The sequence below is a fragment of the Streptococcus oralis genome (assembly GCF_024399415.1).
Lineage (GTDB): Bacteria > Bacillota > Bacilli > Lactobacillales > Streptococcaceae > Streptococcus > Streptococcus oralis_CS.
The window spans coordinates 1,798,650-1,811,414 of the sequence record NZ_CP029257.1; the positions used below are offsets into that span (position 1 = coordinate 1,798,650).

17 protein-coding genes are annotated in these 12,765 nt (G+C 42.0%); all 17 read right to left on the reverse strand.

Translation table 11 applies throughout. The features are described from left to right. Positions 1–244 precede the first annotated feature (244 nt). Entirely contained in the window at positions 245–658 is a 414-nt protein-coding gene (locus tag DG474_RS08565) for a YjdF family protein (protein ID WP_000407104.1), read from the reverse strand. A gap of 173 nt (positions 659–831) precedes the next feature. Beyond that, complete coding sequence (gene leuS, locus DG474_RS08570; RefSeq protein WP_255778100.1) at positions 832–3,333, reverse strand: leucine--tRNA ligase; 2,502 nt, start codon at positions 3,331–3,333, stop codon at positions 832–834. A 160-nt stretch (positions 3,334–3,493) separates the two neighbouring features. Then, positions 3,494–4,186, reverse strand: coding sequence for a histidine phosphatase family protein (locus DG474_RS08575; protein ID WP_255778103.1), 693 nt, complete (start codon positions 4,184–4,186; stop codon positions 3,494–3,496). A gap of 236 nt (positions 4,187–4,422) precedes the next feature. Then, on the reverse strand, positions 4,423–5,760 hold the full coding sequence (locus DG474_RS08580) for a PFL family protein (protein WP_084881547.1): 1,338 nt from the start codon (positions 5,758–5,760) through the stop codon (positions 4,423–4,425). 9 nt (positions 5,761–5,769) lie between these two features. Beyond that, on the reverse strand, positions 5,770–6,036 hold the full coding sequence (locus DG474_RS08585) for an ACT domain-containing protein (protein ID WP_000644111.1): 267 nt from the start codon (positions 6,034–6,036) through the stop codon (positions 5,770–5,772). Positions 6,037–6,299: 263 nt separating this feature from the next. Beyond that, entirely contained in the window at positions 6,300–6,686 is a 387-nt protein-coding gene (gene rplQ / locus DG474_RS08590) for a 50S ribosomal protein L17 (RefSeq protein WP_000331493.1), read from the reverse strand. Positions 6,687–6,697: 11 nt separating this feature from the next. After that, the gene (locus tag DG474_RS08595) at positions 6,698–7,633 is read right to left on the reverse strand and encodes a DNA-directed RNA polymerase subunit alpha (RefSeq protein WP_007520800.1); all 936 of its coding nucleotides are present in this window, start codon (positions 7,631–7,633) and stop codon (positions 6,698–6,700) included. A 42-nt stretch (positions 7,634–7,675) separates the two neighbouring features. Then, the gene (gene rpsK, locus DG474_RS08600) at positions 7,676–8,059 is read right to left on the reverse strand and encodes a 30S ribosomal protein S11 (protein WP_001118385.1); all 384 of its coding nucleotides are present in this window, start codon (positions 8,057–8,059) and stop codon (positions 7,676–7,678) included. A 17-nt stretch (positions 8,060–8,076) separates the two neighbouring features. After that, the gene (gene rpsM / locus DG474_RS08605; RefSeq protein WP_000090781.1) at positions 8,077–8,442 is read right to left on the reverse strand and encodes a 30S ribosomal protein S13; all 366 of its coding nucleotides are present in this window, start codon (positions 8,440–8,442) and stop codon (positions 8,077–8,079) included. A gap of 17 nt (positions 8,443–8,459) precedes the next feature. After that, complete coding sequence (gene rpmJ, locus DG474_RS08610; RefSeq protein ID WP_001808836.1) at positions 8,460–8,576, reverse strand: 50S ribosomal protein L36; 117 nt, start codon at positions 8,574–8,576, stop codon at positions 8,460–8,462. A 24-nt stretch (positions 8,577–8,600) separates the two neighbouring features. Further along, positions 8,601–8,819 carry a translation initiation factor IF-1 gene (gene infA / locus DG474_RS08615; protein ID WP_001029883.1) on the reverse strand — a complete coding sequence of 73 codons (219 nt, stop codon included), beginning with the start codon at positions 8,817–8,819 and terminating at the stop codon, positions 8,601–8,603. A gap of 116 nt (positions 8,820–8,935) precedes the next feature. Further along, positions 8,936–9,574, reverse strand: coding sequence for an adenylate kinase (locus DG474_RS08620; protein WP_084881548.1), 639 nt, complete (start codon positions 9,572–9,574; stop codon positions 8,936–8,938). Between the two features lie 145 nt (positions 9,575–9,719). Then, a complete protein-coding gene (gene secY, locus DG474_RS08625) occupies positions 9,720–11,030 on the reverse strand; it encodes a preprotein translocase subunit SecY (protein WP_000465387.1) in 1,311 nt (436 codons plus the stop codon). Between the two features lie 12 nt (positions 11,031–11,042). Beyond that, the gene (rplO, locus tag DG474_RS08630; RefSeq protein ID WP_000766089.1) at positions 11,043–11,483 is read right to left on the reverse strand and encodes a 50S ribosomal protein L15; all 441 of its coding nucleotides are present in this window, start codon (positions 11,481–11,483) and stop codon (positions 11,043–11,045) included. A gap of 144 nt (positions 11,484–11,627) precedes the next feature. Beyond that, a complete protein-coding gene (gene rpmD / locus DG474_RS08635) occupies positions 11,628–11,810 on the reverse strand; it encodes a 50S ribosomal protein L30 (RefSeq protein WP_000057241.1) in 183 nt (60 codons plus the stop codon). Positions 11,811–11,823: 13 nt separating this feature from the next. After that, on the reverse strand, positions 11,824–12,318 hold the full coding sequence (rpsE, locus tag DG474_RS08640) for a 30S ribosomal protein S5 (protein WP_000874204.1): 495 nt from the start codon (positions 12,316–12,318) through the stop codon (positions 11,824–11,826). A gap of 17 nt (positions 12,319–12,335) precedes the next feature. Then, the gene (gene rplR / locus DG474_RS08645) at positions 12,336–12,692 is read right to left on the reverse strand and encodes a 50S ribosomal protein L18 (protein ID WP_004244055.1); all 357 of its coding nucleotides are present in this window, start codon (positions 12,690–12,692) and stop codon (positions 12,336–12,338) included. Positions 12,693–12,765: the final 73 nt, after the last annotated feature.

The following is a 12,765-nucleotide window of genomic DNA, read 5'->3' on the forward strand; positions in this document are numbered from 1 at the left end:
AATAGTATTGTTCTCGCTAAACCAAACAATAAAAAATGAATCAGAAATCATGGCACACACTCCCTTCTAGTAAAATGAAAATGCTGAATGGGGCAGGATTGAATTTGCAGCAAGCAAGTATGGTCCTGAATTTGAAACTGCCATTAACGATAAGTCTATCTATTAGGAAAGAAATCTTCAATACAAGCAAAAACAGCTCTTGTTATCCAAGAAGAGCTGTTCTATTTTATGAAAGAGAGAGTCACTAGTGACCCTTGTGCTTCTCTCTACGTTTTTGCTGTTTGCGTTCAAATTTCTCTTGCTTGAGCAATTGCTTTTGGAGACTAGACTGTTGTTTTGAATGCTTTTTTTGTTCCTCGTGCTGCAACTGCAAGAGCTCTTGTGACTTAGAAGAAACTTTCTGCTTCACCTGTTTCTTTACAGCTCGCTGCAAACGCTTCGGATTCTTAATCTTCACATGCTGTTTGACTGTTGCCTCTGGACTAAAAGATAACCGAACAAACTGAGTCTGTAAAAGTTTCAAAATTTCATCCTCTTTTGGTTCCTGACCAAATGTCACTCGACAAACTTGATAAGTTCCCTCATACTCTTGTTCAAACAATCCATGCCAAAATCCATCTTCAAAATAAACTGTCAAGCCAATTGAAACGATTTCCACGACAGCACCTCCTTAAATCTATCCCTAAGAATGGACAACCAAGGAGGAAGGTTACTGATAGGCTTGCCTACGTCTGGACTACCAACCAGAACTGTGTTTTTATCTTAGTTGGGACTATTATAGCATAATCCAATTTAAAAATCCTCCAGATTCTACTCTGAAGGATTCCTATCTTATTTCACAACGATATTAACCAATTTATTTGGTACACTAATCACCTTCACGATTTCCTTACTGTCAATCTCTGCTTTGACTTTTTCATCCGCTAGAGCAATTTCTTGCAATTCTTCGCGTGACAGGTCTTTAGCGACCATGAGTTTGGCACGGACTTTTCCTTTGATTTGAACGACGATTTCGATTTCGTCTTCAACCAATTTGCTTTCGTCCCAAGTTGGCCAAGCCACGTAAGAGATGGACTCACCTGTTGCTGTAACTGTTTGCCAAAGTTCTTCTGCCAAATGAGGTGCAAATGGGGCAATCAATTGGATAAAGCCTTTGGCGTAGTCTACATAAAGTTTGTCTTCCTTGTTGGCAGCATTGACAAAGACCATGAGTTGGGCAATAGCTGTGTTAAATTTCATGGACTCGATTTGCTCAGTGACAGCTTTGACTGTTTCATTGTAAACCTTGTCGAGAGCGCCATTGTTTTCCGCAGCGATTTCTTTACTTGTGATCAAACGGTATACACGGTCAAGGAATTTACGGCTTCCTTCCAGGCCTTCTTCTGACCAAGCGATAGAAGCATCAAGTGGTCCCATGAACATTTCATAGACACGAAGAGTATCGGCACCATATTGTTCCACCACATCGTCTGGGTTAACAACGTTCTTGAGGGATTTAGACATCTTGGCTGGTGCTTGCTCCAACTCTTCTCCTGTTTCCACATGGAAGAAAGAACCGTCACGTTTTTCAACCTTATCAGTCGCCACAAGAGCTCCACGGTGGTCACGGTAGCTTGTTCCCAAAATCATTCCTTGGTTAAAGAGTTTTTGGAATGGTTCTTTAGTTGGAACAACACCGATATCATAGAGGAATTTATGCCAGAAACGAGCGTAAAGCAAGTGAAGCACAGCGTGCTCTGCACCACCCACATAGATGTCTACTGGCAACCATTGTTTGAGGAGGTCCTCATCAGCCAATTTCTCAGTATTGTGTGGATCAATATAGCGGAGGTAGTACCAGCTTGAACCAGCCCATTGTGGCATGGTGTTGGTTTCACGACGACCTTTAACGCCATCTTCACGCGTCACTTCCAACCAGTCAGTCAAGTTAGCCAATGGGCTTTCACCAGTACCTGAAGGACGGATATCCTTGGTGACTGGCAAGACAAGTGGGAGTTCACTTTCAGGAATAGCTGTTGAAGTCCCATCTTCCCAATGAATGATTGGGATTGGCTCACCCCAGTAACGTTGACGGCTAAAGAGCCAGTCGCGGAGACGGTAGGTAACCTTCTCTTGTCCACAACCTTTCTCTTCCAACCAAGCCACAATCTTAGCAATAGCGTCTTCTTTGTTCAGTCCATCAAGGAAGTCTGAATTGACATGAAGACCATCTTCTGTGTAGGCAGCTTCTGCTACATTTCCACCTTCAAGCACTTCTACGATTGGAAGGTCAAATTGTTTGGCAAATTCCCAGTCACGTTGGTCGTGGGCAGGAACAGCCATTACCGCACCTGTACCATAGCTAGCAAGAACATAGTCGGCAATCCAGATTGGGATTTCTTTGCCATTGACAGGGTTGATGGCATAAGCGCCCGTCCAAACCCCTGTTTTTTCCTTGGCAAGATCGGTACGAGCCAAGTCAGACTTGAGACTAGCTTGGTGTTTGTAGTCCGCAACTGCATCAGCTTGTTCTGGGCTTGTGATGGCATCTACTAGTTCATGCTCAGGTGCCAAAACAGTGAAAGTCGCACCGAAAAGAGTATCAGGACGAGTGGTAAAGACGGTGAATTCCTTGTCTGTTCCTTTTACTTTAAAGGTGACATTGGCACCAGTTGATTTGCCAATCCAGTTGATTTGCATATCCTTGATAGATTCTGGCCAATCCAACTCATCCAAGTCATTAAGCAAGCGCTCTGCATAGGCCGTGATTTTAAGCATCCATTGGCGCATTGGTTTGCGGACAACAGGATAGCCACCACGCTCAGAAGTTCCATCCGGAAGGACTTCTTCGTTGGCAATGGCCGTTCCCAATTCTTCCACCCAGTTTACTGGTACTTCCGCTTCATAGGCCAAGCCTTTTTCGTAAAGCTTAGTGAAAATCCATTGAGTCCACTTGTAATAGTTTGGATCTGTTGTGTTGACTTCACGATCCCAGTCATAAGAGAAGCCAAGCGCATTGATTTGACGTTTGAAGTTGGCAATGTTTTCCGCTGTAAATTCTGCTGGGTCATTCCCCGTATCCATAGCGTATTGCTCTGCTGGCAAACCAAAGGCATCCCATCCCATTGGGTGAAGGACGTTGTATCCTTGCGCACGTTTGTAACGGCTAAGGATATCAGTCGCTGTGTAGCCTTCTGGGTGTCCTACGTGAAGACCCGCTCCAGATGGATATGGGAACATATCCAGAGCATAAAACTTCGGTTTTGATGCATCTGTTCCTGTCTTAAATGTATGATGTTCTGCCCAGTAGCCCTGCCACTTAGGCTCAATTTCTTTATGATTGTAAAAACTCATGGTCTCTCTCCAATTTTGTGATGTTACTATTATACCATTTTTGAGGGAATTTGAAAGACGAGAAATGTTCTTTTAGACTTGGATAACAAGAAATACTGAGTCGCAAATCCACCTTATTTAACAGGAAAAAAAATTAGCTCCTAATCGGAGCTAACTTCTATCAATATTTTATTTCTTCCATCTTCTCACGTCCGAGCTCTCGATAGCTACGGTCACCAACAACTTCTACGCTAAACTGACCGTCCTCATATTCAAGAATCGTCACGCTACCATTATCCAGACCATGCGGATGCATACCATTAATCAAATAAACAATGGTTCCAATGGTCATTCCGTGACTGACAACAAGAGCATTGCCTCCACCTTGTTCTTCCATTTCTTTGGCAATCGCTTCAAAGCCTTCCTTGATTCGACCACTGAGTTTTTCCCAACCTTCAGCCCAGCCTGCTGTATCAACCTCTACCAAACCTTCTGCTAGTTCTGCATAGGACAACTGATGAACATGGTCTACATTGAAAATTCTCGGAATCAATCCCATAAAGAGGTCCCCATCATAGGCCCCATCAAAACTACCAAAGCACCACTCACGGATTCGCTTGTCCATGCGGTAAGGGATTTTCCCCTGCAGGCCAAGTTCTTCTAGGATAATTCCCATGGTTTGAATAGTACGCCCTGAATCGCTGGAATAAGCGCGGTCAAACTGCAAGCCAGACTCTCTCAAGCCAATTCCCAGTTCATGGATTCCCAACTCACCTTCTGCAGTCAGAGGTGTATCACTCCATCCTTGAGCACGTCCAATGGTGTTAAACATCGTTTTCCCATGACGGACCAAATACAATCTTACTTTAGACATTTTCTATCCTCCATTTTCTTCTATTATATCATGGATCAAAGAAATATTCGGCTTTCAAAAGCAAAGCCAACATTTGTAAATTATCCAAAAGAAAAGCTACCCTCATGGTAGCTTCCCTAGGAGATTATTATGAAAAAGTTTAGGATTTCTATTAAATAAAGTTAGGAGGTCTTTATTTAATGATTATAGTATACACAGCCATCCTTAAACTCAACTTAAATCCTCTCTCTTTTTTATTAATTTTTAAAACTATGGATTGGCGCAGGAATTTGGCCACCGCGAGAGATGAAATCAACAGACGAAGCCCCGTTGACCTTCATAACTGGAGCTGTCCCTAGCAAACCACCAAACTCAATCATATCGCCTTCTTTGCCCTTTGGAATAATACGGACAGCCGTTGTTTTCATGTTAACAACACCGATTGCCGCTTCATCCGCAATCATAGCCGCAATGGTTTCAGCAGGCGTATCTTCTGGAATAGCAATCATATCCAGTCCGACAGAACAGATAGCTGTCATGGCTTCTAGTTTCTCTAAATTCAGAGAGCCATCTTGCACCGCAGCAATCATCCCCTCATCTTCAGAAACGGGGATAAAAGCACCTGACAAGCCACCTACTTGGTTACAAGCCATCACTCCGCCCTTCTTAACTTGGTCATTCAAAAGAGCGAGAGCAGCCGTTGTCCCATGCGTACCAACTGTTTCTAGGCCCATTTCCTCAAGGACACGAGCCACAGAATCACCAACTGCAGGAGTAGGTGCCAAGCTTAGGTCGACAATTCCAAAGTCAACACCAAGGCGTTCACTCGCCATTTGCCCAACTAATTGACCGATACGAGTAATCTTGAAGGCCGTTTTCTTGACCGTCTCGGCTACTACATCAAAGCTCTGTCCACGAACCTTTTCCAAGGCACGCTTGACCACACCAGGACCCGAAACCCCGACATTGATGATAACATCTGCTTCGCCAACACCATGAAAGGCCCCTGCCATAAAAGGATTGTCCTCAACAGCATTAGCAAATACGACCAACTTGGCCGCACCCATATCTGATAGGTTCGCTGTCTCCTTGATGATACGTCCCATATCTGCAACCGCAGTCATGTTGATACCTGACTTGGTTGAGCCAATATTGACAGACGAACAGACCTTGTCTGTCTCAGCTAGAGCACGGGGGATAGAATTGATGAGGATTTCATCTCCTTTTTGGTAGCCTTTTTGTACCAAAGCTGAGAATCCACCGATAAAGTCAACACCGATCTTCTTAGCCGCCCTATCAAGAGCCTTTGCCAAAACAAGATAGTCTGTCGCATCAGTCGCAGCACCAATTAAAGAAATCGGAGTCACCGATACCCGTTTATTAACAATAGGAATCCCTAGTTCCGCAGCAATTTCATCTCCTACAGCTACTAGATTTGCAGCTTTAGTGGTGATTTTTTGGTAAATCTTTTCAGCAGCACGATTGATATCTGGATCAATACAGTCCAAAAGGGAAATCCCCATGGTGATGGTTCTGATATCGAAGTTCTGCTCCTCGATCATGGCAATGGTTTCTGTAACTTGTCTAATATCCATAGCCACCTCCTAGATATTATACATAGCGTCAAAAATCGCTGCACTTTGAATATTGATTTTAACATTCAAGGTCTGACCAAAAGTTTCAAACTCATTTCGCAGATAAGTGAAATCCTGTTTTTCGTCACTAGAAACGACCGCCATCATAGTAAAGTATTCATCCAACACCGTCTGAGAAATATCGTCAATATTCAAACCCAACTCTGCAATCTTAGTAGACACGCCTGCAACAATCCCAGCCTTGTCCTTGCCAACCACTGTAATAATAGCCTTCATCTTTAGACTCCCATTCTACGATTTTTAGAAAACCTGAACGTTTTTGATTTTCTTTTTTCCTAGTATAGCATATTTCCATAGAAAATACTAAAAAACGCCTGCTTACGAAGTTGTTCTTAAGAAAAAAACAATTTCGTAAACAAGCGTCTACCCTATCAAATGATGATGAGTGTTCCCGCTAGGACCGAAGTCCCAGCGGTAGACCAGAGCTAGACTAAGAGCACAAGACTCCATCATCATAACACTCAACAAAATTGATGATTTTATACTAATTCGATGATCGCCATTGGCGCAGCATCACCACGACGTGGTTCAGTTTTAAGGATACGAGTGTATCCACCGTTACGTTCAGCATAACGAGGTGCGATTTCTGAGAACAATTTTTGAAGTGCTGTAGTAGAAGTGTACTTATCAGTTGCTTCATCATAGTTTTCAGATGCGATTTCATTACGTACGAAAGCAGCTGCTTGACGACGTGCATGCAAATCACCACGTTTACCTAGAGTAATCATTTTTTCAACAGTTTTACGGATTTCTTTAGCACGAGCTTCAGTTGTCACGATTGATTCGTTGATCAAAAGGTCAGTTGTCAAATCGCGAAGCATTGCTTTACGTTGTGAGCTAGTGCGTCCTAGTTTACGGTAAGCCATGTATTCCTCCTTTATTTATCTTTTAATCCAAGACCCAAATCAATGAGTTTGAGTTTCACTTCTTCCAAACTCTTGCGTCCAAGATTTCGTACTTTCATCATCTCTGCTTCAGATTTTTCTGTCAAATCATGCACAGTGTTGATACCGGCACGTTTCAAACAGTTGTATGAACGCACAGACAAGTCCAGTTCCTCAATCGTACGATCCAAAATACGATCGTCAGATTCAGTATCAGCTTCTTTCATCACTTCAGTTGACTTCGCAATCTCAGTAAGATTTGTAAACAAATCAAGATGTTCTGTCAAGATACGTGCTGAAAGCCCTAAAGCATCTTCTGGAATAATTGTTCCATTAGTCAAGATTTCAAGGGTTAATTTGTCAAATCCATCATTGCTACCTACACGAGCAGGTTCAACTTGATAGTTGACTTTTGTAACTGGTGTATAAATAGAATCTACAGCAAGTGTTCCAACTGGTGCATTATCTTTTTTGTTTTCATCAGCAGGTACATATCCACGACCACTGTTAACAGTCATTGTCGCTTTTAGAGAAGAACCTTCACCGATTGTAAAGAGATAATGATCTGGATTTACAATCTCAACATCACTGTCAGTCAAAATGTCTCCAGCTGTAATTTCAGCAGGACCTTCAACGTCCAGTTCAATGATTTTTTCGTCTTCAACGTATGATTTCACTGCAATCCCTTTAATGTTCAGAATGATTTGCATCACGTCTTCACGAACACCTGGAACTGTGTCGAACTCATGCAAGACACCTTCAATGTTGATAGATGTCACTGCTGCTCCTGGTAGAGAAGCTAGTAGTACACGACGAAGAGAGTTACCAAGAGTTGTACCGTAGCCACGTTCAAGTGGTTCGATTACAAACTTGCCATAATCTTTATTTTCATCAATTTTTGTTATATTTGGTTTTTCAAACTCAATCATTTAGTTACTCCCTCTTAAACGAAAAGCAGTGTAATGCGATGATTATACACGGCGACGTTTTGGAGGACGAGCACCATTGTGTGGCACTGGAGTCACATCACGAATTGCTGTTACTTCAAGACCAGCGGCAGCAAGCGCACGAATAGCTGACTCACGACCAGAACCTGGACCTTTTACAGTAACTTCAACTGATTTAAGACCGTGTTCTTGTGCAGATTTAGCAGCAGCTTCAGAAGCCATTTGAGCAGCGAATGGTGTAGATTTACGAGAACCTTTGAAACCAAGAGCACCAGCTGATGACCAAGCAATTGCATTACCATGCACATCAGTAATCATAACAATAGTGTTATTAAATGTAGCGTGAATATGAGCAATACCAGATTCGATATTCTTTTTCACACGACGTTTACGTGTTGGTTTAGCCAAGACTTTTACCTCCTATATTATTTTTTCTTACCAGCAATCGCAACAGCTTTACCTTTACGAGTGCGAGCGTTGTTTTTAGTGTTTTGTCCACGGACAGGAAGTCCACGACGGTGACGAATACCACGGTAAGAACCGATTTCCATCAAACGTTTGATGTTCAAGTTTACTTCACGACGAAGGTCACCTTCAACTTTGATTGCATCCACTTCACGACGGATAGCATCTTCTTGATCTGATGTAAGGTCACGTACACGAACATCTTCTGAGATTCCAGCAGCAGCCAAAATTTTCTTAGATGTTGCAAGTCCGATACCATAAACGTAAGTCAATGAGATTACTACGCGTTTGTCATTTGGAATGTCAACTCCAGCAATACGAGCCATGTTTTCTCCTTTCTATCTTATCCTTGACGTTGTTTGTGTTTTGGATTTGCTGGGCAAATTACCATAACACGACCATTACGACGAATTACTTTACAGTATTCGCAAATTGGTTTGACCGATGGTCTTACTTTCATTTCTTATCCCTCCAAGTTTTTCGATTATTTAAAGCGGTAAGTGATACGTCCACGTGTCAAGTCATATGGACTCATCTCGACAGTAACACGATCTCCCGCTAAAATACGAATATAGTTTTTACGAATTTTACCAGAAACTGTTGCTAAAATCTGATGTCCATTTTCAAGTTCAACCGTAAACATTGCGTTAGGCATTGTATCGACTACTTTGCCTTCAACTTCAATCACATCGTCTTTTGCCACGCAAAAGCACCTCCATAAATTTCGATTCGATGCCTCTGAAAACAGAGACAACAATTATAAGTCAGACTATCTCAGTATAACATTTGTAGCGATTTTTTGCAAGTGTGAAAAACGCTTTATTTCAAATTTGTCAATACTTTTTCGATGTCTTTGAACACATCATTGATATCTTGATTTCCTTCGATATCGTGGACTAATCCTTTGGCACGGTAGTGAGCAATGATTGGTTCACCTTGGACGATATTCACATCCAAACGACGCTTCACTGTCTCAGGTTTATCATCTTCACGTTGGTAGTAATCTTCTTCTTTGTAGTCAACTGGTGGGTTGAAAACTTTGTGGAAGGTTTCACCTGTTTCGCGGTGGATGATACGGCCACTCAAACGTTCCAAGAGACAATCTGGGTTCACTTCGATATTGATCACACCTTCTAGTTCGATACCGAGTTCCGCCAATGTTTTGTCCAAGGCATGAGCTTGTTCAATCGTACGTGGGTAACCATCCAACAAGAAACCTGTTTCCTTGATGTCGTCCTGTGAAAGGCGTTCTTTAACGATTCCATTTGTAACTTCATCTGGAACCAACTCACCTTTGTCGATGTATGACTTTGCAAGTACACCCATTTCAGTTTGATTTGCCATAGCAGCACGGAACATATCTCCAGTTGAAATGTGTGCCACGTGGAATTGTTCCACAATTTTAGCTGCTTGCGTTCCCTTACCTGCTCCAGGTAAGCCCATAATCAAAAGATTCATGATAGGTTCTCCTTATTTTGTATTTAAATAGAAGCAGAAATCTCATTCAACCCCTATTTAAAAACAAAATAGAAGAGGGGAGACGAAAATCTCTCTAATAGATAGACCTTCATACTCCACTCTCTAAGCAAAAGTAATTTTGCTTTTATTCTGTTTTGTCCATGAAACCAACATACTTACGTTTCAATAGATAACCTTCTAACTGTTTGATTCCTTCGATACCAGTTGAGATAATGATCAAAAGACTAGTTCCCCCAAAAGCAACAGCTTCTGAAAGACCAAAGACATCTTTTGCCACAATCGGCAAGATTGAAATCACACCTAGGAAGATCGACCCGACAGTCGCAAGGCGACGAAGAAGTTTCGACATGAATTCTTCAGTTCCCTTACCAGGACGGACACCATGAATGTAGGCTCCACTCTTTTGCAAGTTTTCTGCTGCTTTCTCTGGATTGATCTGTACAAATGTATAGAAGAACGTAAAGAGAATGATCAACAAGGCATACATAGCAACACCTGTTGGAGATGTTGTAGATAACATTTCCTGTGCTGTACGTACCCAAGCCCAATCATGACCTGTAGCACTCAAAAATTGAAGAATGGCTGCAGGTGCTGCTGTGATGGAACTTGCAAAGATAACTGGGATAACCCCCGCTGGGTTTACCTTCAATGGAAGGTATGAGCTTGATGGGGCTCCTTGAGCAACTTTTGTATATTGGATTGGAATTTTATATTCTGCCTGTTGAACATAGGTTGTAAAGTAAACAATCAACAAGACAGCGATAATCAAAATAACGACAAAGATAATAGATGAAGTCAAACGGCTACTTGGAATATTGACGAAGTAGTCAACATAGATGCCTTTAATCATCTCAGGAATTGAAGCAACAATACCTGCAAAGATGATCATAGAAACACCATTTCCGTATCCTTTATCCGTAATTTGTTCCCCGAGCCACGTTACAATCATACTACCTGCTGTGAGGATAATACCGATAGTAACAAAGACTTGTGGAGTTAAAGCTGTCGTTAATAATTTTGCTCCAGATAGAGTATTAAACCCTGCTGTGATCCCGATAGATTGAACAAATGCAAGTACAAGTGCAATATATCGAGTAGCCTGGTTTAGTTTTCTCCGTCCCACTTCCCCTTGTTTGCCCCATTCTACAAACTTCGGTAAAATATCCATTTGTAGCAATTGAACAACGATGGAAGCAGTGATATACGGACTCACACCGAGTGCGAAAACGGAGAAGTTCTTCATGGCATTCCCTGAAACAAGACTAAGCATGTTCAAGAAAGATAAACCACTGAGAGCTTCCAAACTTTTTGCATTCACACCTGGAACAGTGATACTTGTCCCAATACGGAAAACAAGAATGATAAAAATCGTAAAGAGAATTTTTGATCGAACTTGTTTAACCTTGAGCGCTTCTTTTAGTAATTTAAAAAACATGGGTCACCTCTCTTAGATGACTTCTACAGAACCACCTTTAGCAGTGATAGCTTCCTCAGCTGATTTAGAGAATTTAGCTGCTTTCACAGTCAATTTCTTAGTCAACTCACCGTTACCAAGAATTTTAACTCCTGATTTTTCAGCTTTCACAATTCCTGCTTCGATAAGTACAACTGGAGTTACTTCTGCACCGTCTTCAAAGACGTTCAATTGGTCAAGGTTTACAATTGCGTATTCTTTAGCGTTGATGTTAGTGAATCCACGTTTTGGAAGACGACGGAACAATGGAGTTTGTCCACCTTCAAAACCAAGGCGAACTCCGCCACCGCTACGAGCTTTTTGACCTTTTTGACCGCGACCAGATGTTTTACCGTTACCTGATGAAGTACCACGACCAACACGGTTACGTACTTTACGAGAACCTTCTGCAGGTTTCAATTCATGAAGTTTCATTATTATTTTCTCCTCTTTTGTAAAATGCTAGCGCCGATAAGAGAGAAAAGGTTGTCTCCCTTATCAACTCGCCTATACATCGTCATCTTAGATGACTATACCTAGTTTTAGGGGATGAGTATTGCCACATCCCCTAAAAATTCATTAGTTTACTTCTTCAACTGTTACCAAGTGAGATACTGCAGTGATCATACCACGGATAGCAGCGTTGTCTTCTTTGATAACAGAGCTGTTCAATTTGCCAAGTCCAAGTGCTACAACAGTTTTACGTTGTGATGGAATGCGTCCGATTGGAGACTTAGTCAAAGTAATTTTAATTTGAGCCATTTTATCCCCTTTCTTATGCCAAATCAGAAACTGAAATACCACGAAGGGCAGCAACTTCTTCAGCGCGTTTCAATTGTTTCAAACCTTCAACAGTTGCGCGAACAATGTTGATTGGAGTGTTAGAACCAAGTGATTTAGATGTAATATCTGCCACACCTGCCAATTCCACAACGGCACGAACTGCACCACCAGCGGCAACTCCAGAACCTTCTACAGCAGGTTTCAACAATACTTTAGCTCCACCGAATTCTGAAAGAACTTCGTGTGGGATTGTTGTCCCAACCATAGGAACTTCAATCAAGTTTTTCTTAGCATCTTCTACTGCTTTGCGGATTGCTTCTGGAACTTCTTGAGCTTTACCAGTACCAAATCCTACGCGACCGTTGTGGTCACCAACAACAACAAGAGCTGCGAAACGAAGACGACGTCCACCTTTAACAACTTTTGTAACACGGTTGACAGCAACTACGCGTTCTTCTAATTCAACTGCATTGTCTTTAAATGCCATTTTCTAGTGTCCTCCTATTAGAATTTCAATCCGTTTTCACGAGCTGCATCAGCCAAAGCTTTCACACGTCCGTGATATAGATATCCACCGCGGTCGAACACCACTTCTGAAATACCTTTAGCGTTTGCACGTTCTGCAACGAGTTTACCGACAGTAACGGCTTGTTCAGTTTTAGTTCCTTTTGAAACTTCTTTGTCAAGAGTTGAAGCACTTGCGAGCGTTACACCCGCTACGTCATCAATCACTTGAGCGTAGATGCCTGTATTAGAACGGAATACGTTCAAACGTGGGCGATCAGCAGTTCCAGAGAGTTTTCCGCGAACGCGACGGTGGCGTTTTTGGCGGAGTTTGTTTTTATCTGGTTTAGAAATCACAGTTTTCACCTCTTTAGTTTTAAATCGTGTGCTATGCACTAAGTTGGAAAATAGGTTGGTGGTTGAAAATCAA